The sequence below is a fragment of the Devosia sp. A16 genome, assembly GCF_001402915.1.
Lineage (GTDB): Bacteria > Pseudomonadota > Alphaproteobacteria > Rhizobiales > Devosiaceae > Devosia_A.
In genome coordinates this window covers 2250576-2276653 of sequence record NZ_CP012945.1, presented here as the reverse complement: position 1 = coordinate 2276653, position 26078 = coordinate 2250576, and the positions used below count along the sequence as shown (strand labels likewise).

Annotated in this window: 30 protein-coding genes; 16 read left to right on the top strand and 14 right to left on the bottom strand. The window is 66.5% G+C overall.

All coding sequences use genetic code 11. The annotated features are described in order from the left end of the window. Window positions 1–82: 82 nt before the first annotated feature. The 4 genes from APS40_RS11135 to APS40_RS11120 all read left to right on the top strand — a co-directional run bounded on the left by APS40_RS11135 (window position 83) and on the right by APS40_RS11120 (window position 3177). A complete protein-coding gene (locus APS40_RS11135) occupies window positions 83–1516 on the top strand; it encodes a sensor histidine kinase (RefSeq protein ID WP_055047113.1) in 1434 nt (477 codons plus the stop codon). After that, window positions 1513–2184 carry a response regulator transcription factor gene (locus tag APS40_RS11130; protein WP_055047112.1) on the top strand — a complete coding sequence of 224 codons (672 nt, stop codon included), beginning with the start codon at window positions 1513–1515 and terminating at the stop codon, window positions 2182–2184. The genes APS40_RS11135 and APS40_RS11130 overlap by 4 nt, the downstream gene beginning before the upstream one ends. A gap of 273 nt (window positions 2185–2457) precedes the next feature. Further along, window positions 2458–2658: a hypothetical protein gene (locus APS40_RS11125; protein ID WP_055047111.1), complete on the top strand. Its 201-nt coding sequence runs from the start codon at window positions 2458–2460 to the stop codon at window positions 2656–2658. Window positions 2659–2754: 96 nt separating this feature from the next. Then, window positions 2755–3177, top strand: a complete 423-nt coding sequence (locus tag APS40_RS11120; protein WP_055047110.1) for a YciI family protein — start codon at window positions 2755–2757, stop codon at window positions 3175–3177. A 7-nt stretch (window positions 3178–3184) separates the two neighbouring features. Here APS40_RS11120 and APS40_RS11115 read toward each other — a convergent pair whose 3' ends face one another. Continuing rightward, a complete protein-coding gene (locus APS40_RS11115) occupies window positions 3185–3433 on the bottom strand; it encodes a hypothetical protein (RefSeq protein WP_055047109.1) in 249 nt (82 codons plus the stop codon). A 187-nt stretch (window positions 3434–3620) separates the two neighbouring features. On the opposite strand from APS40_RS11115, the gene APS40_RS11110 reads away from it, so the two are divergent. Together APS40_RS11110 and APS40_RS11105 are read left to right on the top strand one after the other, a co-directional pair. Continuing rightward, a complete protein-coding gene (locus APS40_RS11110; protein WP_055047108.1) occupies window positions 3621–4685 on the top strand; it encodes a LacI family DNA-binding transcriptional regulator in 1065 nt (354 codons plus the stop codon). Between the two features lie 36 nt (window positions 4686–4721). Next, on the top strand, window positions 4722–5009 hold the full coding sequence (locus APS40_RS11105) for a hypothetical protein (RefSeq protein ID WP_055047107.1): 288 nt from the start codon (window positions 4722–4724) through the stop codon (window positions 5007–5009). 180 nt (window positions 5010–5189) lie between these two features. Here the strand turns inward: APS40_RS11105 and APS40_RS11100 are convergent, their stop codons facing one another. Continuing rightward, a complete protein-coding gene (locus APS40_RS11100; RefSeq protein ID WP_055047106.1) occupies window positions 5190–6929 on the bottom strand; it encodes a GGDEF domain-containing protein in 1740 nt (579 codons plus the stop codon). A 257-nt stretch (window positions 6930–7186) separates the two neighbouring features. On the opposite strand from APS40_RS11100, the gene APS40_RS11095 reads away from it, so the two are divergent. Further along, a complete protein-coding gene (locus tag APS40_RS11095; RefSeq protein WP_055047105.1) occupies window positions 7187–7564 on the top strand; it encodes a YciI family protein in 378 nt (125 codons plus the stop codon). Next, on the top strand, window positions 7561–8790 hold the full coding sequence (locus APS40_RS11090) for an RNA polymerase sigma factor (protein WP_236884239.1): 1230 nt from the start codon (window positions 7561–7563) through the stop codon (window positions 8788–8790). The genes APS40_RS11095 and APS40_RS11090 overlap by 4 nt, the downstream gene beginning before the upstream one ends. A gap of 3 nt (window positions 8791–8793) precedes the next feature. Here the strand turns inward: APS40_RS11090 and APS40_RS11085 are convergent, their stop codons facing one another. Continuing rightward, window positions 8794–9810 carry a 2-hydroxyacid dehydrogenase gene (locus tag APS40_RS11085; protein ID WP_055047104.1) on the bottom strand — a complete coding sequence of 339 codons (1017 nt, stop codon included), beginning with the start codon at window positions 9808–9810 and terminating at the stop codon, window positions 8794–8796. A 90-nt stretch (window positions 9811–9900) separates the two neighbouring features. On the opposite strand from APS40_RS11085, the gene APS40_RS11080 reads away from it, so the two are divergent. Beyond that, the gene (locus APS40_RS11080) at window positions 9901–10476 is read left to right on the top strand and encodes an SH3 domain-containing protein (protein ID WP_156342911.1); all 576 of its coding nucleotides are present in this window, start codon (window positions 9901–9903) and stop codon (window positions 10474–10476) included. Window positions 10477–10651: 175 nt separating this feature from the next. Here the strand turns inward: APS40_RS11080 and irrA are convergent, their stop codons facing one another. Next, entirely contained in the window at window positions 10652–11098 is a 447-nt protein-coding gene (gene irrA, locus APS40_RS11075; RefSeq protein ID WP_082434339.1) for an iron response transcriptional regulator IrrA, read from the bottom strand. A gap of 182 nt (window positions 11099–11280) precedes the next feature. Between irrA and fabA the strand changes: the two genes are divergently transcribed. Together fabA and fabB are read left to right on the top strand one after the other, a co-directional pair. Further along, window positions 11281–11784 (top strand): 3-hydroxyacyl-[acyl-carrier-protein] dehydratase FabA, encoded by a 504-nt coding sequence (fabA, locus tag APS40_RS11070; protein WP_055047101.1) that lies wholly within the window; start codon window positions 11281–11283, stop codon window positions 11782–11784. A 46-nt stretch (window positions 11785–11830) separates the two neighbouring features. Then, window positions 11831–13054, top strand: coding sequence for a beta-ketoacyl-ACP synthase I (gene fabB, locus APS40_RS11065; RefSeq protein ID WP_055047100.1), 1224 nt, complete (start codon window positions 11831–11833; stop codon window positions 13052–13054). A gap of 160 nt (window positions 13055–13214) precedes the next feature. On the opposite strand, the gene APS40_RS11060 is transcribed toward fabB, so the two are convergent. Genes APS40_RS11060 through APS40_RS11050 form a run of 3 tightly spaced genes read right to left on the bottom strand, consistent with a single transcriptional unit; the run spans window position 13215 to window position 17011 of the window. Continuing rightward, the gene (locus tag APS40_RS11060) at window positions 13215–13784 is read right to left on the bottom strand and encodes a nucleoside 2-deoxyribosyltransferase (RefSeq protein ID WP_055047099.1); all 570 of its coding nucleotides are present in this window, start codon (window positions 13782–13784) and stop codon (window positions 13215–13217) included. 18 nt (window positions 13785–13802) lie between these two features. Continuing rightward, window positions 13803–15155: a guanine deaminase gene (guaD, locus tag APS40_RS11055; protein WP_156342910.1), complete on the bottom strand. Its 1353-nt coding sequence runs from the start codon at window positions 15153–15155 to the stop codon at window positions 13803–13805. Beyond that, window positions 15152–17011 (bottom strand): adenine deaminase, encoded by a 1860-nt coding sequence (locus APS40_RS11050; protein ID WP_055047098.1) that lies wholly within the window; start codon window positions 17009–17011, stop codon window positions 15152–15154. Before APS40_RS11050 ends, guaD begins: the two co-directional genes overlap by 4 nt. A gap of 183 nt (window positions 17012–17194) precedes the next feature. Here APS40_RS11050 and APS40_RS11045 point away from each other — a divergent pair, with 183 nt between their 5' ends. Then, complete coding sequence (locus tag APS40_RS11045; protein ID WP_055047097.1) at window positions 17195–18172, top strand: ribose-phosphate diphosphokinase; 978 nt, start codon at window positions 17195–17197, stop codon at window positions 18170–18172. 107 nt (window positions 18173–18279) lie between these two features. On the opposite strand, the gene hemW is transcribed toward APS40_RS11045, so the two are convergent. Genes hemW through rph form a run of 3 tightly spaced genes read right to left on the bottom strand, consistent with a single transcriptional unit; the run spans window position 18280 to window position 20841 of the window. Next, complete coding sequence (hemW, locus tag APS40_RS11040) at window positions 18280–19470, bottom strand: radical SAM family heme chaperone HemW (protein WP_236884238.1); 1191 nt, start codon at window positions 19468–19470, stop codon at window positions 18280–18282. Further along, complete coding sequence (locus APS40_RS11035) at window positions 19460–20128, bottom strand: non-canonical purine NTP pyrophosphatase (protein WP_055049634.1); 669 nt, start codon at window positions 20126–20128, stop codon at window positions 19460–19462. Before APS40_RS11035 ends, hemW begins: the two co-directional genes overlap by 11 nt. After that, the gene (gene rph, locus APS40_RS11030) at window positions 20128–20841 is read right to left on the bottom strand and encodes a ribonuclease PH (protein WP_055047095.1); all 714 of its coding nucleotides are present in this window, start codon (window positions 20839–20841) and stop codon (window positions 20128–20130) included. Before rph ends, APS40_RS11035 begins: the two co-directional genes overlap by 1 nt. A 113-nt stretch (window positions 20842–20954) precedes the next feature. On the opposite strand from rph, the gene hrcA reads away from it, so the two are divergent. The 3 genes from hrcA (at window position 20955) to APS40_RS11015 (ending at window position 23571) form a co-directional block, all read left to right on the top strand. After that, the gene (gene hrcA, locus APS40_RS11025) at window positions 20955–22040 is read left to right on the top strand and encodes a heat-inducible transcriptional repressor HrcA (RefSeq protein ID WP_055049633.1); all 1086 of its coding nucleotides are present in this window, start codon (window positions 20955–20957) and stop codon (window positions 22038–22040) included. Between the two features lie 95 nt (window positions 22041–22135). Further along, on the top strand, window positions 22136–22753 hold the full coding sequence (gene grpE / locus APS40_RS11020) for a nucleotide exchange factor GrpE (protein WP_055047094.1): 618 nt from the start codon (window positions 22136–22138) through the stop codon (window positions 22751–22753). A gap of 71 nt (window positions 22754–22824) precedes the next feature. Continuing rightward, the gene (locus APS40_RS11015) at window positions 22825–23571 is read left to right on the top strand and encodes a class I SAM-dependent methyltransferase (RefSeq protein ID WP_055047093.1); all 747 of its coding nucleotides are present in this window, start codon (window positions 22825–22827) and stop codon (window positions 23569–23571) included. A 157-nt stretch (window positions 23572–23728) separates the two neighbouring features. Here the strand turns inward: APS40_RS11015 and APS40_RS11010 are convergent, their stop codons facing one another. Genes APS40_RS11010 through APS40_RS11000 form a run of 3 tightly spaced genes read right to left on the bottom strand, consistent with a single transcriptional unit; the run spans window position 23729 to window position 25111 of the window. Next, the gene (locus tag APS40_RS11010; RefSeq protein WP_055047092.1) at window positions 23729–24082 is read right to left on the bottom strand and encodes a hypothetical protein; all 354 of its coding nucleotides are present in this window, start codon (window positions 24080–24082) and stop codon (window positions 23729–23731) included. Between the two features lie 7 nt (window positions 24083–24089). Further along, window positions 24090–24722, bottom strand: a complete 633-nt coding sequence (pncA, locus tag APS40_RS11005; protein ID WP_055047091.1) for a bifunctional nicotinamidase/pyrazinamidase — start codon at window positions 24720–24722, stop codon at window positions 24090–24092. Window positions 24723–24733: 11 nt separating this feature from the next. Beyond that, window positions 24734–25111 carry a hypothetical protein gene (locus APS40_RS11000; protein ID WP_055047090.1) on the bottom strand — a complete coding sequence of 126 codons (378 nt, stop codon included), beginning with the start codon at window positions 25109–25111 and terminating at the stop codon, window positions 24734–24736. Between the two features lie 274 nt (window positions 25112–25385). On the opposite strand from APS40_RS11000, the gene APS40_RS10995 reads away from it, so the two are divergent. Further along, on the top strand, window positions 25386–25721 hold the full coding sequence (locus tag APS40_RS10995; protein ID WP_055047089.1) for a hypothetical protein: 336 nt from the start codon (window positions 25386–25388) through the stop codon (window positions 25719–25721). Window positions 25722–25743: 22 nt separating this feature from the next. Here APS40_RS10995 and APS40_RS10990 read toward each other — a convergent pair whose 3' ends face one another. After that, the gene (locus tag APS40_RS10990) at window positions 25744–26067 is read right to left on the bottom strand and encodes a hypothetical protein (protein ID WP_156342908.1); all 324 of its coding nucleotides are present in this window, start codon (window positions 26065–26067) and stop codon (window positions 25744–25746) included. Between the last annotated feature and the right edge of the window lie 11 nt (window positions 26068–26078).

Below are 26078 nucleotides of genomic sequence, written 5' to 3'. Positions count from 1 at the left end.
TACGCAGCATTGCGCCCCCGCCCTTTCATCCACGCCGCCAGCGCACTAGACATAGCGCGACGCTGATGGGAGGCCGGATCGGGTGACGGTACGCTGGCGCATTGTGGGACTGGCGCTGGCAAGCCTGTTGTCGATCGTCGCCATGGCCGGAGTGATGGCTTATGGGCTGTGGCTCGCCGATCGCTTCGTGCAGCGGATCGATGCGGTGCATCGGCGGTTCGAGGTGATCGCCGAACTCGATGGCCGCGCCAATGCCTATGCCGGGCAGGTGGCGACCGTCTTGCTGCTCGGGCGCACTGAAATGCCGGCCGTGCAGCGCGCCCGGATCGACATGGAGCGGACCTTCGCGCGGCTGAGCCGCGCCACCCGCGACGAGTTGGCGACGCTGGGCGGCATTGCCGAGATGGTGCCCGAGCTGACCCAGCTCGAAGACGTGCGGCGGATGATCGAGCTCTACCACGCCATCGACGCCTCGGCGGCGCGCGCGCTGGCCGCCGCCCGTGACGGCAACAGCGCCGAGGCGACTCAGCTCTACGGCCGCGACGTCGCCTTCCGCCTCGCCAACGAGCTGCAGCCGCTGATCGATCGGGCGCTGGCGGAGGAACGCAACGAGGTGGCGGCAGAGCTCAAGCAGGTACAGCAGACGCAGGGCACGATCCTGGTCGTCGCCGGCATCCTGGCGCTGGTGTCGCTGGCCGTACTGAGCCTGCTCGGCGTGCTGCTCTATCGGGCCGTACGCCGCTCGGGCCAGCGGCTCGAGGCCGAGATCGACGCCCGGACCACCGAGCTGCGCGACGCCAATGCGCGGCTGCGCGCCGTGGATATGCGTCGCACGCAGTTCCTCGCCGATGTCAGTCACGAGCTGCGCACCCCGCTGACGGTGCTGCGCGGCGAGGCCGACGTGGCGTTGCGCGGCCAGCCGAAACTCGACGAACTGCGCCAAGCGCTCGAACGCATCCGCGGCCAGGCGGTCGACATGTCCGGCCTCTTGGACGACCTGATCGCCTTTGCCCGGACCGACGCCGAAAGCCAGCAGCACCTGCCCGCCGATGTCCGGCTCGACGAAATCGTTACCGCGGCGGCCGAGGAAGCGCAGGTGCTGGCCGAGCCGCGCGAGGTGAGCGTCGTCACCGAACTCGGCGACGCCGGGGCGCATGTCGATGCGGATTTCCGCCGGCTGAAGCAGGCGCTGATGATCGGGCTCGACAATGCGGTAAAGCACTCGCCGCCGGGCAGCCGCATCACCATCTCGACCGCACGGGGAGCTGAAACCGCAACGATCGGGATCGCCGACCAGGGCCCGGGAGTCAGCGACAACGACAGGCCGCGGGTGTTCGAGCGGTTCTATCGCGGCCAGGGCGAGAGCGAGCTCGAGACCCAGGGATTGGGGATCGGCCTCGCCATTGCCAAGGATATCGTCGAGCGGCACGGCGGCAGCATCCGGCTCGACAACGGCGCAGCCGGCGGCGCCGTGCTGAGGCTCGAACTGCCGCTGCCGAAGGGAGGATCGCGATGAAGGTTCTGGTGGTCGAGGACGATCGGCGCATCGCCTCCTTCCTCGAGCGCGGTCTCGCCGCCGAGGGCTATCAGGTCAGCGTCGAGAACGATGGCCGCGACGGGCTGGAGCGAGCCCGGCAGGACGATTTCGAGCTGATCATCCTCGACCGCATGCTGCCCTATGTCGATGGACTGGAGATCACCCGGCTGCTGCGCGAGGAGCGGCGGCCGGCGATGATCCTGATGCTGACCGCCAAGGACAGTCTCGCCGACAAGATCGAAGGTCTCAAGGGCGGCGCCGACGACTACCTGACCAAGCCCTTCGCCTTCGATGAACTGCTGGCCCGGCTGGTGGCGCTGCGTCGGCGTCGCAGCGAGATCGACCACGAGAGCCAGCTGGCGATCGGGCCGCTGAGGCTCGATCCACAATCGCGCCGCGTTACCCGCGACGGCGAGCCGATCAACCTCACGGTGCGCGAATTCGACCTGTTGCGTTACCTGATGAGCAACCCCGACAGGGTGGTGAGCCGGCAGCGGCTGCTGAACAGCGTCTGGGAATATGGCTACGATCCGGGCACCAAGATCGTCGACGTCTATGTCCGCTATCTGCGCGCCAAGATCGACACCGAGGGCGCGCCGTCGCTGATCCAGACGGTGCGCGGGGTCGGCTACATGATGCCGAGCTAGCACAACCAGGCACACTCGCACCGGGCTCTCGATGATCCTCCCCCGTGGAACGAGGGAGGGGACCGCCGGAGGCGGTGGAGGGGGCGGCCACACGCCCCGAGTCCAGTCTCGCCCCCTCCACCAGCTTCGCTGGTCCCCCTCCCCCGCTTCGCAGGGGAGGACCACCGAAAGCCCGGTGACACGATCTCTCCAAATTCTAACCGGGCGCTCAACTCGATCTAATCTCGCGAGCTTAGCCTCCTCGCTGCCTTTCGAGGTGATGAGGAGTTGCCGATGTCCGACGAAATCTGGCCCGCTATCAAGGTCGAGCGCTTCTATGATGAGCCGCTGGCGCATTACGAGGCGCGGCGGCGTGAAATCATCACCATCATCACCGGCTTCCGCAACAGCCGCTACGAAGGCGCCGCCGCCGAGCGCATGGAGAACCGGCTGATGGCGCTGCAGGACGGCATGGTGGTTCCCGCCGTCGCCTGACCCGATTTTGTCGCCGCAGCTGAGGGGCCCGGTTTGACCGGGCCTTTTCTTTTGGGCCAAGCTCTCCCCCCGAGGCCACCAACGAGGAAACCGACCATGCGCTACATGATCATCGTCAAAGGCAAGGAACCGTCGCCGCCGCCCAGCTCGGAGATGCTCGCGGCGATGGGCAAGCTCAACCAGGAAATGATCGAAGCCGGCGTGCTGCTGGGTGGCGAAGGGCTGCAGCCGAGCAAGAGCGGCGCCAAGGTGGTGATGCAGGGCGGCAAGCTGGTGGTGAAGGATGGCCCGTTCACCGAGGCCAAGGAACTAATCGGCGGCTTCTGGATCATCAAGGCCGATTCGTTGGACGAGGCGCTGGGCTGGGTGAAGAAGATCCCGATGTGGAGCGAGGGCGAGGAAGTTGAGGTTCGTCGCGTCTCCGAGGTCGAGGACTTCATTCACGACGAGGTGTCGGGCGAAACGCTGGATCGCGAAAAGGCGCAGCGCGAACGCGGGGTGTGGCCGGAGCAGCGCTAGAGCCGACTTACGCCGGCAGGACGGTCCGGCGGTCGGCGGCTTCGGGGCAATGCTGCCCCGAAGTGTCGACGGCGACGGCGACGGCGACGCGGCGCGCGTTGCCAAAGAGCGCGGCGAGCCGACGCCATAGCGATGGCTTCTCCCACAGTCCGGCGTCGGGCTGCGCTCCCCATGGCGCTTGGCCGCTCGAGCGGGCGAAATCTTCGCCCCAGTGCTGCCTATAGGCGTCCTTGTAGAGATAGCTGGCGGGGATCATCACAAGTCTCCTTTCAACTTGAACCGATTCAATCAATGAACGCATGAGTCTTGAATCGGTTCAATGATAGGCGGCCTCGTCGCCGAGTCAAGAAAAATTTGAACCGATACAAAAGAGTGCTATCTGATCAGGAGTTGGCTAGAATGCTCCTCTGGCGATTGGACCCCTGGAGATCGGAAAGGGACGGATGGCACGCGATCTGGTGCGCTTGAGCGATGTGGCCAAGGCGGCGGGGGTGTCGCAGGGCACGGCCTCGAACGTCTTCAGCCGGCCCGACCTGGTGCGTCCGGAAGTGCGCGAACGGGTGCATCAGACGGCTCGCGACCTGGGCTATGCCGGCCCCGATCCGCGCGGCCGGCTGTTGCGCGCCGGCAAATCCAACGCCATCGGCGTCGCGACCGCCGAACCGCTGTCCTACTTCTTCGAGGATCCATTCGCCCGCGTCCTGATGCAGGGCATCTCGGAGGCCTGCGACCAGCGCGGCGCCGGGCTGGCGCTGGTCTCGGCCCGCAACAGCGAGCGATTGGCCTGGAATATCCAGAGCGCGCTGGTCGACGGCTTCGTGCTGTTGTGTATCGAGAACGGCGAGAAGCTGGTGGAGTTGACACGCGAGCGGCAGTTGCCGTTCGTGGCGCTAGCGCTCGGCAAGCCCGACGACACCATCTCGGCGATCGGCGTCGACGACTATGCCGGGGCACAGATGGCGGCGCGGCACCTGGCGCAACTGGGCCACCGCCATTTCGGCATCCTCGCTATCGAGTTCGACGACGAACACGAGGGTCAGGTGAGTGGCACGGCGATCGCCAACGCCACCTATTCCACCGCACGCGACCGGGCCAATGGCTATTTCGAGGAGCTGGCGCTCTACGGTGTTGATCGCGAGACGATCCCGATCTACGAGACGCGCAGCACCGCCGACAGCGTGAGGCGCGGGCTCGAGCAGATCCTCTCGGGCCCGCAGCGGCCTACCGCCATCCTCGCCATGTCCGACCGGGTGGCGATGTTCGCGCTGGAGATGCTGGCCGAGCGGGGGCTCAGCGTGCCCAGGGACATTTCGATTGTCGGTTTCGACGGCGTGCCGGAGGCCGCGGCCGCCAACCCACCGCTCACCACGGTGGTGCAGCCGATCGCCGAGATCGGTCGCCGCGCCGTCAAGTCGATCCTCGAGCATGACGGTGCGGTGCATCGCGAAAGCCTGCCGCTCGAACTGGTGGTGCGGCGCAGCACGGCGGCGCCGGGAGCGCGATCGTGACTTGATCCTGCCGGCTTCAGCCCCCAGATTTGCAGCATGCGCATCCTTATCGCCACTGCCGTCGTCATCGCCCTCGGCTCCGCAGCCCAGGCCTATTGCCCCCCGGTGCCGGACGTCGCCAAGGAGGGCTACCAGGGCAACGACCTGCAGCGCACCCTGTGCCTGCAGGACGAGTTGAGGCAGTCGGCTGAAGAACGGGCGATCCGCAGCGAAATGGACGCCGCCTTGTCGAGGCTGCAGCGCGACCTGCAGCAGCAGAAGCTGCTGCAACAGCAGCTGCAGATCGAACTGCTGAAGGCGCAGCCGAGTTATTTGCTGCCTTAGCATCGGCCTGCGGCTCCACCCCGCCGCCGGCGCGGGCTGACCCCCACCCTTAATCCCTCCCCCTAAACATGGGGAGGGAGACGATAGCCTCGAACATCGGAGTGAGGGTCTCCCTCCCCCTTGCGGGAGGGATTAAGGGTGGGGGGCCACAGCGACCGGCGGCAACGGCACGAGCCCGCGCTACTCCGCCGCCGCCCGCGGAAACTCTTCCAGCGCCGCCAGTTCGTCACTGAGCCGGTCGGGGCGATAGGGCCTGAGCGGTGCCTTGGCGACCTGGTTGCGACCGCTCTCCTTGGCCTTGTAGAGCGCCTGGTCGGCGGCCTGCAGTAGGTCGGTGACGCTCTGCGAGGTGTGCGGCACCGAGGCGACGCCGAACGAGGCCGAGATGTCGGCGCCGTGGGTACTGCTCAGCTCCTCGATCCGAAGCCGAAGCAGCTCCGCCTTGTCGGCGGCGCGCTCCAGCGGGCAATCGGGCAGGATCACCACCAGTTCCTCGCCGCCGAAGCGGCAGACGATGTCGGTCTCGCGCAGCGAGCCGGTCAACGTCAGCGCCGCGTCGCGCAGCACCTGGTCGCCGAAACTGTGGCCATGTTCGTCGTTGAGCCGCTTGAAGTGGTCGAGATCGACCATGATCAGGGAAATCTCGCGGTTCTCGCGCTCGGCCAGCCGCACGAAGCGCTGCAGGCAATCTTCCATGTACCGGCGGTTATAAAGCCCGGTCAGCGGATCGCGCAGCGCCTGGTTCCTGAGCTTTTCACGCAGCGCCATGTTGGCGAGCGCCAGGCTCATGCCATCGGCCAGCGCCGAACCTAGATCGGTGATGTGCTCGAGCCGCTCGACCGCGCTGATCCCCGAGGCGAACAGCTGCAGCAGCCCGACGATCTCGCCGCGGGCAATCATCGGAATCTCCAGCGCGGTCTCGCTGCCGACATGGTGGGCGCAGCAGAGCTTCGTCGAATCGCCGCGGTTGAGATGCGGCTTGCCGCGCTTCAGCGCCCAGCAGGCACCGGGATTGATGGTCTCGGGCAGCGCATCGTTCTCGGCCCGCGCCCAGGTGGTCGACAGCACCAGCCGGTCGCGCGAGTTGTTGAACACGTAAAGCGCGCCGGAGAAGCCTGGCACCAGTTCCGCCGCCGTCGCCTTCAACACCGCATTGGCGTCGGCGTGGTCCGAGGCGCTCTGCAGCACATCTGCCATCTCGAACAGGCGCGCCACCTGCTGGCGTGCCTTCTCGGCGGTCTCCACCGCGGCGGCACGACCATCGGCCTCGGTGATCAGGGAGCGAAAGGCATAGAGCAGCCCCAGGATCGCCAGAATTCCCGCCCCTACCTGCATCAGCAACACCAGCGTGGTGGCAGCCTCGATGTGCTCGTCATACTTGCGCAGGAGCAGGTCGGCATCGGCGAGCACCCCGCTAATGCCGGCGCCGATCAGCGCCACGGTTTCGCTGGTGCGGCGCGCCGCCAGCAGATCGACGCCCGCCTGGTTGTTGCCGGCGGAGGCGAGATCGATCGCCTCGTTCCAGTTGCCGACCAGTCCGGCGAGCAGGTCGCGCACCGACCGCGCTTCGGTCGCCGGAGGTAGGGCGATGGGTGCGATCTGGTCGAGGATCGCGGCGCCGGCGCCAGTCAGCCGATCGGCCTCGGAAAGATAGTTGCGCAACGCGCCGGCTTCGCCGGTCAGCACGTGCATGACGTCGGCGTCGGCATCGTTGAGCGATTGCAGCATGGCGCGCAATTGGTCGCCATGCACGCGCAACTCGGTCATGGCGCGCTGTTGCGTGCTGACATTGATGAACCCGACGATTGCTGTCACCACCAGCGTCACCACCAGGGCAACCGTCGCCAGCGACAGCATGCGCGAGCGCACGCGTACCGGCAGCGGCGCCTGCTCTTTCACCTGGTTGAGGCCGGCAAACATGGGTCGGAAAGCCCCCGGGCGTCCTGCATCGGGCGAGAGGATGCCAAAGATCGGCAGAGTTGCGCTGTGGCATCAGGAGAAGCGCTTAGCGCGCGGTGAAGCGGACTGGTGAAGGTGACGCCACCGAAATTCCTAAAATGCTGCCCGGCCGGCGCCGTTCGACAGTTGCGGAAAAATCTGGCTCAGTTTGCCGGCTGGCCTGTCGAAACCCCGGGGCGGCGTTCGATTAGCTGGCAACACCGATCGGAGACCCAGCCATGCTCTATGTCTGCCTCGTCCATTTCGACGACAAGCAAGTGTTCAGCCGCCTCAGCGACGCGGAAAAGCGCGAGCTCGACATCGATTCGCTCAGCTACGATGCCGACCTGGCTGCGAGCGGCAACCTGGTGCGGGCGCAGGCGCTGCAGCCACCCGAGACTGCCGTGCTGGTCAGAGTGCGGGACGGCAGGATCTCGGCCACCGACGGGCCGTTCCTCGAAACCAAGGAGCAGCTGGGCGGCTTGATCCTGATCGAGGCGCGCGACCTCAACGACGCCATCCGCATCGCTGCCGGCATCCCCCTGGCCAAGCACGGCACCATCGAGGTCCGGCCGGTCTACCAGATTCCGCGGCACGACGAAGCGGCGGCGCCGTGACGCCGCAACTCGACATCGAGGCAGTCTGGCGCACTGAATCGCGCCGCGTGCTGGCCACGCTGATCCGGCTGCTGCGGGATTTCGACCGGGCCGAAGAGGCGCTCAACGACGCCTTTCTCGCCGCCGCCGAGCAGTGGCCGCGCCAGGGAATTCCCGCCAATCCGCGGGCCTGGCTGGTGTCGGCCGGCCGCTTCAAGGCCATCGACCGGATCCGCCGCAAGGCCCGCTTCGATGTGGTTGCCGCCGAACTGGCGCTCGAAGAGGAGGCGCAGATGCCGCCCGAAGCCGAAACCATCGCCGACGACCAGCTCAGGCTGATCTTCGTGTGCTGCCACCCGGAAGTGCCGGCCGACGCGCGCATCGCCATGACCTTGCGCGAAACCTGCGGGCTCACGACCGAGGAGATTGCCGCGGCCTTCCTCGCCAAGCCCGCAACCATCGCGCAGCGCATCGTCAGGGCCAAGAACCGCATCCGCGATCTCGAACTCCCCTACGAGGTGCCCGAGCCACAGGACCTTGCCGAGCGGCTCGACGCGGTGCTGCGCACCATCTACCTGATCTTCAACGAGGGCTATGCGGCGAGCCATGGCGACACGCTGCTACGCGCCGATCTCGCAGCCGAAGCGATCCGGCTCGGCCGGCTGCTGCTGGCGCTGCTGCCCGACCCCGATGCCGAGGTTGAGGGCCTGCTGGCGCTGATGCTGCTGCAGCACTCGCGCCGCGATGCCCGCACTGACGCAGCCGGAGACCTGGTGCTGATCGCCGACCAGGACCGGCGGCTATGGGACCGCGCCGAGATCGCCGAGGGGGTGGCGTTGGTCAATGGGCTGATGGCGCGTCCCGAACTCACCGCCTACGGCATCGAGGCGGCGATCGCGGCGCAGCACGCGACGGCCGCCACGGCCGAGACCACCAACTGGGCTGAGATCGTGAGGCTCTACGACCTGTTGCTGCAGGCCGACGACTCGCCGATCGTCAGGCTCAACCGCGCCGTCGCGGTGGCGATGCGCGACGGGCCGGAGGCCGGCTTGGCTGAGATGCAGGCACTCGCGGGACGGGGCGCACTGGTCGAGTTCCGCTATCTGCACGCCGCCCGGGCCGACCTGCTGCGCCGGCTGGGCAGGACGGAGGAGGCCCGCGCCGCCTATGTCGCGGCGCTGGAGCTGACGCACCAGGCGGCGGAGCAGCGGTTTCTGGAGGGGAGATTGCGGGAGCTTCGAAGTTAGCGATCATCCCCGCGCCAGCTTGTTGCGGCTTTCCGGCAGCACGCGGTGCGGGGGCTGGGCGCCGTCGATGAAGGCGCGGATGTTGACGATCACCGTCTCTCCCATTTCGAGCCGGGCCTCGAGCGTCGCCGAGGCCATGTGGGCGGTCAGCACGACGCGATTGTCGCGCGCCAGTTGCAGCAGCCGGGGGTCGATGCCGTTGCGGCTCTCGAACACGTCGAGGGCGGCGCCCGACAGGTGTCCGCTTTCGATCTCGGCGATCAGCGCCGCCTCGTCGACGAGCTCAGGTCGCGACACGTTGACCACGACGGCGTCCTGCCGCATCCGGCCGAGCCGCTCGGCATTGAGGATAAGGTGGGTCGAGCGGCTCAGCGGGGTGTGCAGCGAGACGATATCGACCTCAGCCACCATGTCGTCGAGGGATTCCCAGTAGGTCGCCTCGAGCGCGTCCTCGACCTGCGGCGGACGACGGTGGCGCGAGAAATAGTGGATGTTCAGCCCGAAGCTGCGGGCCCGGTGGGCGACGGCAGTGCCGATCCGGCCCATGCCGACAATGCCCAGCGCCTTGCCGCGCAAGCGCCGCCCGAGCATCCAGGTGGGCGACCAGCCCGGCCATTCGCCGGTGGTCGGCAGCACCTGGGCCCCTTCCACCAGCCGGCGCGGCAGCGCCAGCATCAGCATCACCGCCATGTCGGCGGTGTCCTCGGTGAGCACCGAAGGGGTGTTGGTGACGGTCAGCCCCGCCGCATAGGCGGCCTCGATGTCGATATTGTCGAAACCGTTGCCGAACTGGGCGATCAGCTTGAGCTCGGGCGGCAGCCGCGCGATCAGCGCCGCATCGATCCGGTCGTTGATCGACGAGACCAGCACGTCCTTGCCCTGCACGCCCTCGATGATGGCGTCGGGGCTCAGCGCGCCGTCGACCGGCTTGCAGGTTACTTCGAACAGCGTCGCCATGCGCGCCTCGATCTGTTCGGGCAGGCGTCGCGTCACGAAAATCTTGGGTCGGCTGAGGGTCAAAGGCGGCGCTTTCAGCGACCATTAAGGTCTTTTGCATAGTGTAGAAAAAAAGCACACCCCTGCAAAGTCATGTTCGGCAAAGTCAGCTCCATGCTCCTTCCGAGGCGCTCCACCGGGCGACAGATTCCAACGATTCTGCGCGCCGTCACTCTTGTCATCTGCACCCTGCTGGGCACCGGCCTGCCCGTCGGACCGCTGGCGGCGGCCGAGGGCCCGAGCGGCCTGCCGCTGCCACGTTTCGTCACCACCCGCTCCAACCCGATCAACGTGCGCGTCGGGCCGGGCACCCGTTACGACGTCGCCTGGGTCTATGTGAAGGCCGGGACGCCCGTCGAGATCATCCAGGAGTTCGACACCTGGCGGAAAATCCGCGACGTCGACGGCTCCGAAGGCTGGCTGCACCAGAACCTGTTGCAGGGCAAGCGGGCCGGCCTCGTGGCGCCGAGCGGCACGGAGCCGGTGGCACTGCGCCGCGACCCCAATGACGATGCCGGCGTGCGGGCCTGGCTGACGCCGAGCTTCCGCGTCGACATCAAGGAATGCGATGGCAAGTGGTGCAAGGTGGTGGCGACCACCCACCCGGTGACCGGGGGACCGCAGAGTTTCGACGGCTACCTGCACCAGGAGCAGTTGTGGGGCGTCTACAAGGACGAGACGTTCGACTGAGGGTGCTGACGGGTACGAGCTGACTGAAACAGACGGCCCCCTCCCATCCTCCCCCATGAAGGGGGAGGTGCCCGCCTGCGTGCTTGGCACGATCGAAGACAGAGCCTCGACTCTTCACCTCCCCCTTAAAGGGGGAGGCCGGGAGGGGGCCGTCTTTATCAGTCAGAATAGCGTCCTAGCCCCGAACCTTGCGCACCCGGACCACCACGTCGACATGCGTGATGTCCATGCCGCGGGGCGGCTCGGGCAGGTTCTGGATGACGATCGAGGAGGCGGGGATATCGATCACCCGCTGCTCGTCCTCGAGGTAGAAGTGATGATGGTCGGAGGTGTCGGTGTCGAAGTACGAGCGCGACGCATCCACCGCCACCTCGCGCAGCAGCCCGGCTTCGCGGAACTGGTGCAGGCTGTTGTAGATGGTGGCCAGCGACACATTGACCCGCGCCGAGGCGGCTTCGGCATGCAGCTGCTCGGCGCTGACATGGCGATGCGCGCCGCCGAACAGCAGTTCGGCCAACGCCACGCGTTGCCGCGTCGGCCGCAAGCCCGCCATACGCAGCACGGCCGTCAGGCACGGTCGGCGAGACGGCACGGTCCTGGCGGTAGGGCTGCGGTCGGTCATCTGATCCTTTGGCAATACGGCGTATCGGCTTGCCGCTTATAACTTTCGCCTCCGCTCTAGACAAGCGGCGGTCGGTCGCGGCAGTGAGTCGCGACGCTCGGTCGCCCTTGGCGCAGCTTGACCCTCCGCCCCCCGCTCTCTAGTAACGATTTCAACTGACCGATCGGAGAAAGCCCCGGCTCATGACGGAGCGCAAGAACTCATACGGCTATGACGACCTGATCCTGAGCGGCAAGGGCGAGCTTTTCGGCCCCGGCTATGCCCAGCTCCCCGCCCCGCCGATGTTGATGTTCAACCGCATCACCGAGATCAGCCGGGAAGGCGGGGCACATGGCAAGGGCCTGGTGCGGGCCGAACTCGACGTCGATCCGAGCCTGTGGTTCTTCCAGTGCCACTTCATCGGCGACCCGGTGATGCCCGGGTGCCTGGGCGTCGACGCCGTGTGGCAGATGCTGGGGTTCTACCTGTGCTGGGACGGTTCGCCCGGCAAGGGACGAGCGCTGGGCTGCGGCGAAGTGAAATTTTCCGGCCAGATCACCAATGACGTCAAACTCGTCGAGTATGGCATCGACTTGAAGCGGGTGATGAAGTCCAAGCTGGTGCTCGGCATCGCCGACGGCTGGGTGAAGGCCGACGGCCAGATCATCTACGAGATGTCCGGCCTGCGCGTCGGCCTGTTCACTTGAGTTACGCCCGCCGCCGGAGCTGATCGGCGGCCATAGAGGAGGCAGTATGAGGCGCGTTGTCGTCACCGGCATGGGGATCGTCTCCTCTATCGGAAACAATCTCGATGAAGTGGTCGTGAGCCTCCGGGAGGCGAAGCCGGGCATCGTCTTCGCCCAGGAATATGCCGACCTCAATTTCCGCTGCCAGGTGCATGGGGCGCCCAAGCTCGACCCGTTCGAGGTGCTGGATCGCCGGACCACCCGCTTCATGGGCAAGGGCGCCGCGTGGAATTACATCGCCATGCAGGAAGCGATCGCCACTGCCGGGCTCGAGGAAAAGGATATCCAGAACCCGCGCACCGGCATCATCATGGGCTCGGGCGGCCCCTCCACCCGCACCGTGGTGGAAGCGGCCGACATCACCCGCGAGAAGGGCCCCAAGCGCATCGGGCCGCTGGCTGTGCCCAAGGCAATGAGTTCGACGGCCTCGGCGACGCTCGCCACGCCTTTCGGCATCAAGGGCGTGAACTACACGATCAGCTCGGCCTGCGCGACGAGCAAGCACTGCATCGGCGCCGGCTACGAACAGATCCAGTGGGGCAAGCAGGATATCGTGTTTGCCGGCGGCCACGAGGATCTCGACTGGTCGCTTTCCAACCTGTTCGACGCGATGGGCGCCATGTCCACCGACTTCAACGCCACGCCGGAAAAAGCCTCGCGCGCCTATGACCTGAAGCGCGACGGCTTCGTCATCGCCGGCGGCGCCGGCGTGCTGGTGCTCGAGGAATACGAGCACGCCAAGGCGCGCGGCGCGACGATCTACGCCGAACTGGTCGGCTATGGCGCGACTTCGGATGGCTACGACATGGTCGCCCCCTCGGGCGAAGGCGCCATCCGCTGCATGCAGCAGGCGCTGTCGACGGTGAAGGGCAAGGTCGACTACATCAACCCGCACGCCACCTCGACCCCGGTCGGTGATCTCAAGGAAATGGAAGCGATCCGCACGGTGTTCGGCAATGGCGACGACTGCCCGCCGATCTCGGCCACCAAATCGCTCACCGGTCATTCGCTCGGCGCCACGGGCGTGCAGGAATCGATCTACTGCATCCTGATGATGCGGAACAGGTTCCTGTGCGAAAGCGCCAATATCGAGGAACTCGACCCGGTGTTCTCGGACATGCCGATCCTCCGGCAGCGCCGCGACAACGTCGATATCGGCATCGCGCTCTCGAACAGCTTCGGGTTTGGCGGGACGAATGCGACGCTGGTGTTCCAGCATCCGGACGCCTGATTCCGACTGATAGAGACGGCCCCCTCCCGGCCTCCCCCACTATGGGGGAGGTGAAGAGTCGAGGCTCTGTCTTCGATCGTGCCAAGCACGCTGGCGGGGCACCTCCCCCTTCATGGGGGAGGATGGGAGGGGGCCGTCTGCTTCAGTAGCGCACTCTGCCCTACCCCAGCATCTCCACCGCCAGCGCCAGCACGCGCTTGAACGCGGTCATGTCCGTCAGTTCCTGCCCGACCGGTGCATCGCCCACCACCACGGCGCCGCCGCGGTTCACCACGCCGCCATGCAGCATCAGGTTATCGATGAAACCGAGATCCTCGATCAGGATGTGATCGGGACCGCGCGGCTTGCCTTCGGCATCGGCGTACCACTCGCCGTTGAAATGCGCGCGGGTGCGGACGCCGTGGTCGGCCTTGACGTTGGTGTAGGCGAAGGCCGGTTTGCCCTGGGCACACATGAAGCCGAGCTCGAAGCAGGTGCCGGTGTCGGCCGCGATGCCGCGGAACGGCGTCAGATTGGCAATGATGGTGTCGGCCGAGTGCATCAGCTTCTCGTCGATGGCGCTGATCGCGAGGCCCAGTTCCCACTTGCTGTTGGTCGGCGGAAATTCGAGGTCGCCCGGCGACACCGGCACGAGGCCCGCCTCGCGGGTCAGGGCGATCTTCCGGTCGAGGATTTCGCGGGCGTTGGGGAGAAAGACTTCCGGGCCGGCGAGGTAGACGGATTTGGGCATGGTGTCTCGTTCTGAGGGTCAGTGGCTGTTGCGGCCGGACTGCGGAACGGCTCCGCTGACCAGGTCGCCGCCGACAAAGGTCGCGCCGATATTGGGTCGGCTGGCAGTGTAGAGGATCTGCTCGATGCGGTCGGCAGGCTCCGCCCCGAACAGCCGGATGGCCCCCGCCTCTGCCAGGGGATCCAGCAGCAACGCATCGAAATGGTAGCCGGGGCGGAACAGACCGACGGGCAGGTCGAGCGTTACGCCGCCGCCGGCCGTGGCGAGGTGGAAGGCGGTGAGCAGGTCGATGCGCGAGTTGGGGACGCCCCGCGTTTCACGTGAATCCGTCGCGTCGACCCCGTCTTCGAGCAGGCGCGAGGCCTGCGCGGTGGCGCGGCAGGCTTCCAGCATCGAGCCGGAGCGGCCGCCGGAAATGTCGGTGCCGAGCCCGACATGGAGGCCCTGTTCCAGCGCCCGCCGCAGCGGGAACACCGCATTGCCGAAATACATGTTGGAGAGCGCGCAATGCGCGACGCCGGCCTCGGCGGCGCGCACCGTGGCCATGTCGTCGTCGGTCAGGAACACCGAATGGGCCAGCACGGTCTTGCGGCCGAGCAGCCCGAAGCCGTCGAGCGCGGCGGTATCGGTCTTGCCATAGCGGGCAAGCGCGTGGCCATGGGCCCAGTCGCTTTCCGAGCAATGGGTCTGGACGTGGCAACCGCACTCCGCCGCCAGTGCGCCGAGGCCGCTGAGCGCCGCATCGGTGCAGGACGGGATAAAGCGCGGGGTGATCACCGGCAGCACCCGGTCATTGTCGGGCAGCGCGCGGATGTGGTCGATGACCTCACGGGTCTCGGCCACCGCCAGGGCGGCCGAGGCGTCGCGATAATAGTCCGGGCAACTTGCCGGGTCGTCCATCACCACCTTCCCCACCAGCGCCCGTTGGCCGTGCCTGAGGCAGATTTCGGCCAGCAGTTCGGTGGCCTCGCGGTGCACGGTAGCGAAGTAGAGGGCGGTGGTAGTGCCCGAGGCGAGGAGGTCCCGGACCAGGGTTTCGTAGCGCTCGCGGGCAAAGTCGAGGTCGGCGTATTGCGCCTCGAGCGGGAAGGTGTACTTGCCGAGCCAGACCTCCAGCGGCGCGTCGAGCGCCATGCCGAGCTGGGGGTATTGCGGCGCATGGATGTGAAGATCGACGAAGCCGGGCAGCACCAGTTGTCCGGCCGGCAGTTCGAGCGTTCCCTCGGGCACGCCATCGGCAGCAGGCGCTATGGCGGTGATGGTTCCATCTCCATCGACCGAGATCACCGCATCGCGCAGCACCTCGACTGCACCGCGCACCGGCGCGTGGATAAAGGTGCCACGGATGCTTCGCCCCCGCAGGCCCGTCACCAGACCACCTTGTGCTGTTCGCCGGTCTGCACGTTGACGAAGCCCTCCGGCGCCAGCTCGCTCGGCGCCACCAGCACCCAGCGCCAGGGCGAGCAGGTGAGCGTCGCGAACTTCAGGAATTCCGGGAAACCGGGCTTCCACAGGTTCAGCGCCGAGGGCTTGTACATCCAGTCGACCCGCTCCGCGGCACGGTAGAAAGCCTGCATGTCCTGATCGAACGCTTCCGCCGAGCGCGCCGTCATCAGCCCGCCGATCTCGAAACGCATCTCGGCGACCACCTCGCCACGATGCACCAGCACCCAACCGCCGTCGATCTCCTGCAGCCGGTTCACCGCCCTGGCCATGGCGGCGTCGGACGAGCCGATGCACCAGACATTGTGGCTGTCATGGGCCACCGATGAGGCGAGTGCAGTCTCCGGATCGGCAGGACCGCAGCCGGTCCAGAACATTTTCGCCACCGCGCCATCGCCGCGATAGCGGTCGACCAGCGCCCATTTGGTGATCAGCCGCTCGGCGTCGCGCTGCACCAGGCCGTCGGTCACCGGCAGCGTTTCGACGAGAAAATCCTCGTTCCAGTGGAACGGCCTGAGCACCGCCGCCTGCATGGTGTGACGTCCCGGCTCGGCCTTGATGGCGAAATCATCGGCGCCGAGGACCCGGCCGATATTCATGGTCTTGCGCGCCCAATCCGGCCAGTCGATGGCGGCCAGCGGGCCGAGGAACCGTTTGCCTTCGGAGACCAGTTGGCCGTCAGCGTAAACGTGCCGGATCGACAGCGTCTGGACGTCGTCGAGCAATACTATGTCGGCATAGCGTCCTGGCGAAATCGAGCCCACCCACTGGTCGATGCGCATATGCCGCGCCGGGTTGATGGTGGCGCACTGGATGGCGATCTCGGGGGCGAGGCCATATTCGATGGCGTGCCGCACATTGTAGTCGGCGGCTCCCTTCTCCAGCGTCTCGGAGGCCGAGCGGTCGTCGGTGGTGAAGGCGATGTTCGACCAGTCGGTGAGCCGCTCGATCAGACCGGGAAGTATGACATCATAGGAGAACGGCCTGAGCTCGGTGAAAATGCCGTGGCTCAACCGCTCCCACGCCTCCTCCAGCGCCCAGACTTCATGGTCGGAGGAAATGCCGGCAGCGGCAAAGGCCGAGAGGTCGTGCGGGTCGATCAGGCCCGAGCCGTGCCCCTCGACAACGCCGCGCATTTCCATGGTGGCGCCGATCATCCCCCACATCCGGATATAGCCCGGGTTCTCGGGGTTCCATACCGAAGGCCAGTCCATCACCTCGTCGAGACTGACCGTTCCCATGTCGTGGGCAAGGAACTCGCGCTGCTCTTCGTAGCCATAGTAGCCGCCCGACTCTTCCCAGGCGCTGGGCGGCACGGCCGAGCCGGGCTGGATGAAGATCTTGAGCGGCGAACCGGCGAGACGGGATTTCTGCCAGAACTCCTGGTTCTTGGGCCCATTGACGTTGGCAAACTCGTGGCTGGCCTCGCAGGTCCAGGTATTGCCGCGCGGCAGCACCAGAGCCGCCTCGAATTCGGGGGTGATGTGGGTCGATTCGATGTGCTTGTGCACTTCGCCGAAACCCGGCACGGCGCTGAGCCCCGGGTAGCTCACCCGCGCCTTCACCTCGCCGCGATAGCTGCCGCGCGGGCCGACAAAGGCGATGCGCCGGCCGGCGACGACGATTTCCTGATCCTCGAGCCAGTGCCGGGAATGCACCGACAGTAACCGTCCGACCTCGATCACCAGATCCGCCGGGCGCTTAGCCAGCGCCACCAGGGTCAGATGCTGGCGAATGGAAACTTCGTCCTCGGGGTTGAGGATCAGGTCGTCGGGCAGGTGCATAAGCGGATTCCGGGTGGCGCAACCGCGTTAGTAAAGCGGTTTACGAGGCCGAAGGCAATGCGTTGCAATGAGGGACGTACGGCAGGCGAATGTCCGTCTTCGAGTGGCCTGATGCCTTGCCCGCGGCGGTGCCTTTTGCCCTAAGCTGCCGACCTCGATCCGCACCAGCGAGGACAAGTCGCGATGAGCCAGATTGCCATTTTCGGTGGTAGCTCTCATCCCGAACTTTCTGCGCAGATCTGTGCCGAGCTCGGCGTACCGCTGCTGCCGACACGGGTGAAGCGGTTCTCCAACGACTGCATCGAAGTACAACTGCAGGCCAATTGCCGCGAACAGGACGTGTTCCTGATCCAGACGCTGAGTGCGCCTGTGCAGGACCACCTGGTCGAACTGCTGCTGATGCTGGATGCGGCGCGCGGCGCTTCGGCCGCCCGCATCATCGCCGTGATCCCGCACTATGCCTATGCCCGCTCCGACAAGAAGGACGCGCCGCGCATCTCGATCGGCGGCCGCATGGTCGCCGACCTGCTGCAGACCGCCGGCGCCAACCGGGTGCTGACGATGACGTTGCACTCGCCGCAGGTGCACGGCTTTTTCAGCGTACCGGTCGATCACCTGCATGCGCTCGGCGAACTGGCCGAGTATTTCGGGCGCTACGACACGGCCAATGCGGTTGTCGTGTCCCCGGACCTCGGCAACGCCAAGAATGCCGCAGCCTTTGCGAAGCGCCTCGGCGTGCCGGTGGCTGCGGGCGCCAAGGAGCGGATCAGCGACAGCGAGGTGCGGATCACCGCGATCATCGGTGATGTCGAGGGGCGCGACGTGATCGTGCTCGACGACGAGATCGCGAGCGGCGGCTCGATGGTCGAGCTGCTGCGGCATTTGCGGCAGCACGGCGCCCGCTCGGTCCGCATCGCCTGCACGCACGGCATCTTCGCCAACAACGCCATCGGGCGGCTGGCGGCCGAACCGGACGTCCTGGAGATCGTCTGCACCGACACCCTGCCGATCGTCGCTGCGCACCGCCATCCGAAGCTGACGGTGCTGTCGATCGCCCCGGCGCTAGCCGAAGCGATGCGAAGGATCAACAGCGGCGAATCGGTGAGCACGCTGTTCCATGCCGAGCAGCCGGCGCCGACCGTGACACGGCTCAGGGCTTAGACTAGGCGAGACCTACCTTTCTGCGGGTGGCTGCCCCAAACGTCCCGCCTCACCGGTGTTTGGTGACGCGGCGGAGGCTCCCGCGGGGCGGTCGGAGTGAAATCCGATTAGGCCGCCAGGTCCGCGACCACCGCATCGAGCACCGGCCAGCCCTTGTCGGTGACGCGGATGAAGCCGTTGGGCAGGGTCTCGACGAAGCCGATCGAACGCAGCTCGTTGATCTGGCGCTCGGAGATGGCGCGGCCGGAGATCTTGTGGAAGCGGCGCGGGTCGATGCCCTCGCGCAGGCGCAGGCCCATTACCAGCAGCTCGTCGCCCTCTTCCTCCCAGGTGAGGATATCGTCGGTGACCATGCCGTGACCGCGCGATTGCACGCGCTTCTGCCAGTCGAACGGCATTTTTTCGGTCGCGGTGGCGTGACGCTGGTTGTTGATCAGCAGCCGCCCGTGGGCGCCGGGACCGACGCCGACATATTCGCCATAGCGCCAGTAGATCAGGTTGTGCCGGCTTTCCTGACCGGGACGGGCGTGGTTGGAGATCTCGTAGGCCGGCAGACCTGCCTGCTGGGTCAGCTCCTGCGTCATCTCATAGAAATCGGCGCTCAGTTCCTCATCCGGCATCTTCAGCTTGCCGGCGCGGAACAGGTCGTAATAGCGCGTCCCCATCTCGATGGTGAGCTGGTAGAGGGAGACGTGCCCGGCTTCGGCCAGCCACAGCGCCTCGGTCAGTTCGTCCTGCCATTCGTCGAGCGTCTGGCGCGGCCGGGAATAGATCAGGTCGAAGCTCGAGCGCGGGAAGATCGACTGCGCCAGCCGCACCGCGGCAACGGCCTCATCGACGGTGTGCCGGCGGCCGAGCTCGGCGAGCGGGCCTTCGCGCAGCGACTGTACGCCGAGCGACACGCGGTTGACGCCGGCGGCGCGGTAGCCGCGGAAGCGATCGGCTTCGACCGAGGTCGGGTTGGCTTCGAGGGTGATCTCGGCGCGAGGATCGATCACCCAATGCCGAGCGATGGCATCGATGATGGCTTCGACCGAACGCGGATCCATCAGCGAGGGGGTACCGCCGCCGAAGAAGATCGACTGCACGGTGCGGCCCGGCGCCTGCCTGGCGAAATACGCCAGCTCGGCGGCGTAGGACTGAACATAGGTCTGTTCGTCGAACTCACCGCGGTGCACATGCGAGTTGAAATCGCAATACGGGCACTTGGCGGCGCAGAACGGCCAGTGGACATAGACGCCGAACAGGCCGTTGGAGCGGGGGTCGACGGAGTTGTGGCCGAACGTCTCAGTGCTCAACGCCGCCTCCCAGTGCATCGTCGACGAATTTGGCGAAGGCGCGGGCACGGTGGCTGAGGCCGACCTTGCCCGGGGCCCAGGAGTGCTTGGCTTCGGACGGCATCTCGCCGAAGGTGATGTCGTAGCCATCGGGCATGAACACCGGGTCGAAACCGAAGCCCTTGTCGCCGCGCGGCGGCCAGACCAGCGTGCCCTCGGCCTTGCCCTCGTAGATCACCTCGCGCCCATCGGGGTGGGCGAGGCAGAGCGTGGCGTTGAAGCTGCCGCGCCGTTCGCCCGGGGTGCTGGCGCCGACCCCCTGCAGTGCATCCTCGACGCGGCGCATGCCGACCATGTAGTCGCGCCCGCCATGGGCCGAAGAACCGGCCCAATCGGCAGTGTAGACGCCCGGCTTGCCGCCGATGGCGTCGACCGACAGGCCGGAATCGTCGGCCAACGCGATGTTGTTGGCGGCGGCCGCGGCGGCATGCGCCTTGATGCGGGCATTCTCGATGAAGGTGGTGCCGGTCTCGACCGGTTCCGGCAGGCCCAGTTCCCCGGCCGACACCAGGTCGAGCCCGAACGGCGCCAGGAGTTCCTTGAACTCGGCGAGCTTGCCCGCATTGTGGGTCGCCAGCACCAGCCGGTCGCCGCGCCGCAATGTGAGCTTGTCTGCCATCAGGAAAGCGCCGCCTTCTGCATGGTGGTGAGCTCGCCGATGCCCTGCTCGGCCAGCCGCATCAGGTTGTCGAGCTCGTCGCGACTGAACGGCACCTGTTCGGCAGTGCCCTGGATCTCGACGAACCTGCCCGAGCCGGTCATGACGAAATTGGCGTCGGTGTGGGCCTCGACATCCTCGAGATAGTCGAGATCGAGCACCGGGGTGCCGCGGTAGATGCCGCAGGAAATCGCCGCGACCGAATCGCGCAGCACCGGGCCCTTGGTGAGGCCGCGGGCTTCGAGCCACCTGATCGCATCGGCGAGCGCCACATAGGCGCCGGTGATCGAGGCGGTGCGGGTGCCACCATCGGCTTCGAGCACGTCGCAATCGAGCGTGATCTGGTTCTCGCCCAGGGCCTGCATATCGACCACGGCGCGCAGCGACCGGCCGATCAGCCGCTGGATCTCCTGGGTACGGCCGGATTGCTTGCCCTGCGCCGCCTCGCGCTTCGTGCGCGAACCGGTGGCGCGCGGCAGCATGCCGTATTCGGCTGTGACCCAGCCCATGCCGGAGCTGCGCCGCCAGGAGGGAAGCGTGGTTTCGACCGAGGCGGTGACGAACACCTTGGTCGAGCCGAAGCTGACGAGGCAGCTGCCCTCGGCCTTGGGAGCGACGTTGCGTTCGAGCGTCACGGCCCGCATCTGGTCTGGCTGGCGTCCGGAAGGCCGCATATGGTCAAATCACTCGTTCTGGAAACCTTGTTAACCGCCTCTTAACCCTGACGGCCCCCTCGAACAAGCAGCGGCGACTTGGCGGCACAGGGCTTTCCGCCTAAATGGTGAACATGGCAGATCGCACGAAAGCTCCCGAAGACGTTCTGGCGGTCCTCAACGCCCGCAGCCAGGACATCTTCCGCAAGCTGGTGGAGCGCTATCTCGACACCGGCGCGCCGGTGGCCTCGCGCGACCTGGCGCGCATGCTGAGCGTCGGCCTGAGCCCGGCTTCGGTGCGCAACGTGATGGCCGATCTCGAAGATCTCGGCCTCATCGCTTCGCCGCATACCTCGGCCGGCCGGCTGCCGACGCAGCAGGGCCTGCGCTTCTTCGTCGACGCCATGCTGGAGGTGGGCGCGGTCAACGAGGACGAGAAAGCGGCGATCGCCAAGCAGATCCAGGGTCCGGCGGTGCATGGGCAGGTCGAGGACCTGCTCACCGAGGCGAGCCAGCTGCTCAGCGGACTGAGCCACGGCGCCGGCGTGGTGATCGCGCAGAAATCCGATCTGGTGCTCAAGCATATCGAGTTCATCCGGCTCGATCCCGAGCGCGCCATGGTGGTGCTGGTGGGCGAGGACGGCTCGGTGGAGAACCGCGTGCTGCCGCTGCCCCCGGGGCTGACGGCCAGCGCCTTGACGCAGGCCTCCAACTACCTGGCCCACTTCGCGGTCGGCAAGACACTGAACGAGACGCGCAAGGCACTCCAGGCGCAGCGCGAAGCGACGGTGCACGAGCTCGACGAACTGACCCGCAAGCTGGTGGACGCCGGCCTTGCGACGCTCTCGAGCTCCGGCAGCGCCGCGCCCCCGACGGTGATCGTGCGCGGCCGGGCCAACCTGCTGAACGACACCATGGCATCCGAGGAGCTGAGTCGGGTCAGGCAGTTGTTCGACGAGCTGGAAAGCCGGGACGGGCTGATCGAGCTGCTCGGCGACACCGAGACGGCCCAGGGGGTGAAGATCTTCATCGGCTCGGAGAACAAGCTGTTCTCGCTCTCGGGCTCCTCGGTGATCCTCAGCCCTTACAAGGACGCCAACCAGAAGGTGGTCGGCGTGCTCGGCGTCATCGGGCCGACCCGGCTCAACTATGCCCGCATCGTGCCGGTGGTGGACTATACCGCCAATGTCGTCTCGGCGATGATGGCTCGCAAAGGCTGAGCCCAGGCTCGCGGAACTTTTCCAAGGCTTGAATCTTATCGCTCATTGGCCGATATGCGGGGCAAACGCGAACAGCGACACATCCCAAGGTCCCAATGAACGACGATACGAACAAGCCCGAGGACGACAAGGCCGCCGCTGCGACGGAGGCCACCGGCACCGCTACGGAGCAGAATACCGAGACGGCGACGACGCCCGACCCGATCGAGGCGCTGAAGGCCGAGAACGGCGACCTGCGCGACAAGCTGCTGCGCACCATCGCCGAGATGGAAAACCTGCGTAAACGCACCGAGCGCGAGATTGCCGATACCCGGTCCTATGCCATCGCCGGCTTTGCCCGCGACATGCTGACCGCTACCGATTCGCTGAGCCGCGCCCTGATGGTGCTGCCGGCAGAGGCGCGCGACAGCGCCGATGCGACCACGAGGTCGCTGATCGAAGGCATCGAGATGACCGAGCGCGAGATGCAGCGGCTCCTCGCCAAGCACGGCGTCAAGCCGATCGAGGCGGAAGGCCAGAAATTCGATCCACACAAGCACCAAGCGATGTTCGAAGTGCCCGATCCGTCGCGCCCGGAAGGCACGGTGGTGCAGGTGGTGCAGGCCGGCTTCGCCATCGGCGACCGTGTGCTGCGGCCGGCCATGGTCGGCGTGGCCAAGGGCGGCGGCGCCAACGGCGCCCCGGCCGAAGGCACGATCGACAAGAGCGTCTGACCTCACCGCTGCGGTGATGTCTCAGAAGGGCGCTCCGGCGCCCTTTTTCTTTGGCCGACGGGAGCAGTGTGATGCAGAGCCTTTATGACGATGCCGAGCTCTACGACCTCGTGGCGCCGCGCGATCCGGCGATGGAGCGCTTCTATGTCGAGCTGGCGGGCGGTGCCGGCCGGCGCGTGCTCGACCTCGCCTGCGGCTCCGGCCGCTTCACCGTGCCGTTGGCCGCGAGTGGAGCGCTGGTGATGGGCGGCGACCTGTCCGAGGCCATGCTGGCGCAGGCCCGCTCCGCCGCTGCGGCGCGCGGGGTATCGGCCGAGTTCATCGAACTCGACATGCGCGGCTTTGTGCTCGGCCGTCGTTTCGATGCCATCGTCATCGCGGCCAACTCGCTGATGCACCTGCTCAGCCGCGACGAGTTCGGCCGGGCCTTCTCGGCAATCCGCCAGCACCTCGCTCCCGGGGGCCGGCTGCTGTTCGACGTGTTCGTGCCCAGCGCGCGTCTGCTCAGTCTGCCGGCAGGGGAGCGGCAACTGCTCGGAGTGTTTCCGCATCCGCGGCTGGGCGAGGTCCGGGTCGAGGAGACCATCAGCTACGACCCGATCACCCAGCTGATGCGGACCGACTGGTATTGGTCGACTGCGGAGCACAAGGACTTCCGCCACACCCGGCTGGAACTACGACAGATTTTCCCGCAGGAGCTGCCGTTGCTGCTGGAGGCGAGCGGGCTGCGGCTGATTGAGCGGTTCGGGGACTTCGAGCGCGGGGCACTGACGGCGGAGAGCCACCGGCAGGTGTGCGTTTGTGTGGTGGCGGGATAAGACAGTGGGCCTTTCGGCCGCTCCAGTGCGGGCTGCCCCCTACCCTTGATCCTCCCCGCAAGGGGGAGGGAGACGCAGACTGAGAGGCCAGTGTCTTGTCTCCCTCCCCCCTGCGGGGAGGGGACAGGGGTGGGGGTCCACAACCACCGGCGCCGGACTAGTTCACCGCCGAGGTCACCAGATCCGGACAGGTCGTCACGTCGTACTTGGCGCCCGGCTTGCCCATCTCGCCGACCACCCGGCTGTCATAGGCGTCGCGCAGTGCCGTGATCGCCGCGTCGTCGTTGCCCTCCGCTTCCAGCATCATGTCGGCGCGGGCCGCCAGATCGTCCGACCAGGCGCCGTACTGGTCGCCTTCGGCATCGTTACCGGAATCGTAGGCGTCGGTGGAGAGCCAGTAGAAGGCGCTGCCGCACCACAGCAGCCTGTCGGCCGCTGCCGAGGGCTCGCCCGCCGCGGCCGGTGCAGCCAGAAATCCGATCAGCAGCGCCGCAGCGACAAGCCTGAGCATCCGTACCTCAACCGATATCCCCGGCGACGATCCGTTTGACGCCGGCGGCGTTCATGTCGGCCCAGGCCTGCGCCAGTGAGCCCGAGGTATCGATTGCGCGGCAGGCGTCTTCGATCACATAGGTCTCGAACCCGGCGCGGGCCGAATCGACTGCCGTCCAGTTGACGCAGAAATCTGTGGCAAGGCCAGCGATGAACAACCGCTTGAACCTGCGTTCGCGGAGGTAGCCCTCGAGCCCTGTCTTGGTCCGCCGGTCCGCTTCCTGGAAGCCGGAATAGGAATCGACCACCTCGTGGTAGCCCTTGCGGATCACCAGCTGGGTGTGGGGCAGCTCGATATCGGCCGAGAACTCGGCGCCGTGCGTATCCCAGACGCAGTGGTCCGGCCACAGCACCTGCGGCCCGTAAGGCAGTTCCATGATCTCGAATGGCTTGGCGCCGGCGTGACTCGAGGCGAACGAGATATGGCCGCGCGGGTGCCAGTCCTGGGTCATGCCGACATTCTCGAAGCGTCGGCCCAGCCGGTTGATCGGGATGACGATCTCGTCGCCGCCGGCGACGGCGAGCTTGCCGCCGGGGAGGAAATCATATTGCAGGTCGACCACGAGGAAGAGGTCGTCGGAGCGGGGCGTGATGGCCATGCGGGTCTATCTCATTGGCCGATCAGGGCCGAACAATCCTGAAATGAATAGGCGGCATCATCGGTAGCACGGGTCGAGCCGTTGACGACACGGCCGATGGAAGCTTCGAGATCCTGCCGGTAATCGGCCAGCGCCTCGTCGGTATAGCCGGCCTCGAGGTAGATCGGGATGGCGCGCTGCAGCAGCAACGCCCCGCCATCGGCATAGACCTTGGCGGAGGCGAGTTTTTCCGGCGTAGCATCGGCGGGCGCGTCACGGGTCATCAGCTCGAAGGCCGTGCCGCACCACATGTCCATCTGCGCCTCGGCCGGCACTTCCTGCGCCAGCGCGGCGAGCGGCAGCAGCGTCAGGGCCGCGAAAAACGGCGCGATGACAAGGAACCTCAGCATAGTCGTGTTCCCAAGATAGTCGTGTCCCTGAGCCGGCAACGAGCGCTTCTTAGACCATAACCCGGGCCGCAACGACAAGCCGGGTCGGCGGCGCAAATGCTGGGTCAGGCGCCGGTGAGATTTTCCTAACCAAGCCGATCGGCAGCCTTTGAGGCATAATCGCGTAAAATGCTAAGCGACGGTCGGCGCCGCTGCGGCGCCTGGATTTCGGTGATCGCGGGATCGAACCGGGAGTCCATGTCGAGTATGCCGATTCCGCCTTCGGGGGCCGCCTTTGAAACTGCCGATCCTGGGTGGCATAGCCGCCCTGCTGCTGGTGGCGCTGCCCAGCGCCGCGCTGGCTGAAGACCTGACCTTCACGCTGACCAACAACTCGTCCTATGCGGTCAAGAGCCTGTTCACTTCGCCGGCCGATGTCGACAGCTGGGAAGACGACGTGTTTGCCGACAAGTACCTGCCGGCCGGCAACTATGTCGAAGTGACCATCGGCGACGGCCGCGAGCAGTGCGTCTACGACATGAAATTCGTGCTCGAGGACGATTCCGAGTTCATCGAACCGGCGGTCGACCTGTGCGCGGTGGGCGAATACACGCTCACCGACGCCACCTGAGCGGACCGCCGAGGTTCCGGCTTCAGCGCTTGCTGCAGTCGTGGCGGTAGCGCTTGGCGGCGACAGCCGCCTTGGCTTCGGCCTGGTATTGCGGCCTGAAGGCGTTGATCTGGCGGCGGGTCAGGCCACTGGAAAGATCGTAGGAATAGCTCAGCCATTGCTTGCCGAAGGCCCGCACCACACGGGCCGCGGCCGGATCGCCCTGGGCGTCGATAACCCTTGCCGCTTCAGCATAGACATGGGCGCAGTAAAAGGCCTTGTCGATCGATCCGGGGAGGCTCGCCGCAACAACCGGCATGGCGCCCACAATAGTCAGCATCAGCGCCGCCAACATAATCGCCCGCATCGAGGTCCCCT

Coding starts and splice junctions, on each gene's coding strand:
- APS40_RS11130 (WP_055047112.1), top strand. CDS start 1,513: ATGAAGGTTCTGGTGGTCGAGGACGATCGGCGCATCGCCTCCTTCCTC.
- APS40_RS11125 (WP_055047111.1), top strand. CDS start 2,458: ATGTCCGACGAAATCTGGCCCGCTATCAAGGTCGAGCGCTTCTATGAT.
- APS40_RS11120 (WP_055047110.1), top strand. CDS start 2,755: ATGCGCTACATGATCATCGTCAAAGGCAAGGAACCGTCGCCGCCGCCC.
- APS40_RS11115 (WP_055047109.1), bottom strand. CDS start 3,433: ATGATCCCCGCCAGCTATCTCTACAAGGACGCCTATAGGCAGCACTGG.
- APS40_RS11110 (WP_055047108.1), top strand. CDS start 3,621: ATGGCACGCGATCTGGTGCGCTTGAGCGATGTGGCCAAGGCGGCGGGG.
- APS40_RS11105 (WP_055047107.1), top strand. CDS start 4,722: ATGCGCATCCTTATCGCCACTGCCGTCGTCATCGCCCTCGGCTCCGCA.
- APS40_RS11100 (WP_055047106.1), bottom strand. CDS start 6,929: ATGTTTGCCGGCCTCAACCAGGTGAAAGAGCAGGCGCCGCTGCCGGTA.
- APS40_RS11095 (WP_055047105.1), top strand. CDS start 7,187: ATGCTCTATGTCTGCCTCGTCCATTTCGACGACAAGCAAGTGTTCAGC.
- APS40_RS11080 (WP_156342911.1), top strand. CDS start 9,901: ATGCTCCTTCCGAGGCGCTCCACCGGGCGACAGATTCCAACGATTCTG.
- irrA (WP_082434339.1), bottom strand. CDS start 11,098: ATGACCGACCGCAGCCCTACCGCCAGGACCGTGCCGTCTCGCCGACCG.
- fabA (WP_055047101.1), top strand. CDS start 11,281: ATGACGGAGCGCAAGAACTCATACGGCTATGACGACCTGATCCTGAGC.
- fabB (WP_055047100.1), top strand. CDS start 11,831: ATGAGGCGCGTTGTCGTCACCGGCATGGGGATCGTCTCCTCTATCGGA.
- APS40_RS11060 (WP_055047099.1), bottom strand. CDS start 13,784: ATGCCCAAATCCGTCTACCTCGCCGGCCCGGAAGTCTTTCTCCCCAAC.
- APS40_RS11050 (WP_055047098.1), bottom strand. CDS start 17,011: ATGCACCTGCCCGACGACCTGATCCTCAACCCCGAGGACGAAGTTTCC.
- APS40_RS11045 (WP_055047097.1), top strand. CDS start 17,195: ATGAGCCAGATTGCCATTTTCGGTGGTAGCTCTCATCCCGAACTTTCT.
- APS40_RS11035 (WP_055049634.1), bottom strand. CDS start 20,128: ATGGCAGACAAGCTCACATTGCGGCGCGGCGACCGGCTGGTGCTGGCG.
- rph (WP_055047095.1), bottom strand. CDS start 20,841: ATGCGGCCTTCCGGACGCCAGCCAGACCAGATGCGGGCCGTGACGCTC.
- hrcA (WP_055049633.1), top strand. CDS start 20,955: ATGGCAGATCGCACGAAAGCTCCCGAAGACGTTCTGGCGGTCCTCAAC.
- grpE (WP_055047094.1), top strand. CDS start 22,136: ATGAACGACGATACGAACAAGCCCGAGGACGACAAGGCCGCCGCTGCG.
- APS40_RS11015 (WP_055047093.1), top strand. CDS start 22,825: ATGCAGAGCCTTTATGACGATGCCGAGCTCTACGACCTCGTGGCGCCG.
- APS40_RS11010 (WP_055047092.1), bottom strand. CDS start 24,082: ATGCTCAGGCTTGTCGCTGCGGCGCTGCTGATCGGATTTCTGGCTGCA.
- pncA (WP_055047091.1), bottom strand. CDS start 24,722: ATGGCCATCACGCCCCGCTCCGACGACCTCTTCCTCGTGGTCGACCTG.
- APS40_RS11000 (WP_055047090.1), bottom strand. CDS start 25,111: ATGCTGAGGTTCCTTGTCATCGCGCCGTTTTTCGCGGCCCTGACGCTG.
- APS40_RS10990 (WP_156342908.1), bottom strand. CDS start 26,067: ATGCGGGCGATTATGTTGGCGGCGCTGATGCTGACTATTGTGGGCGCC.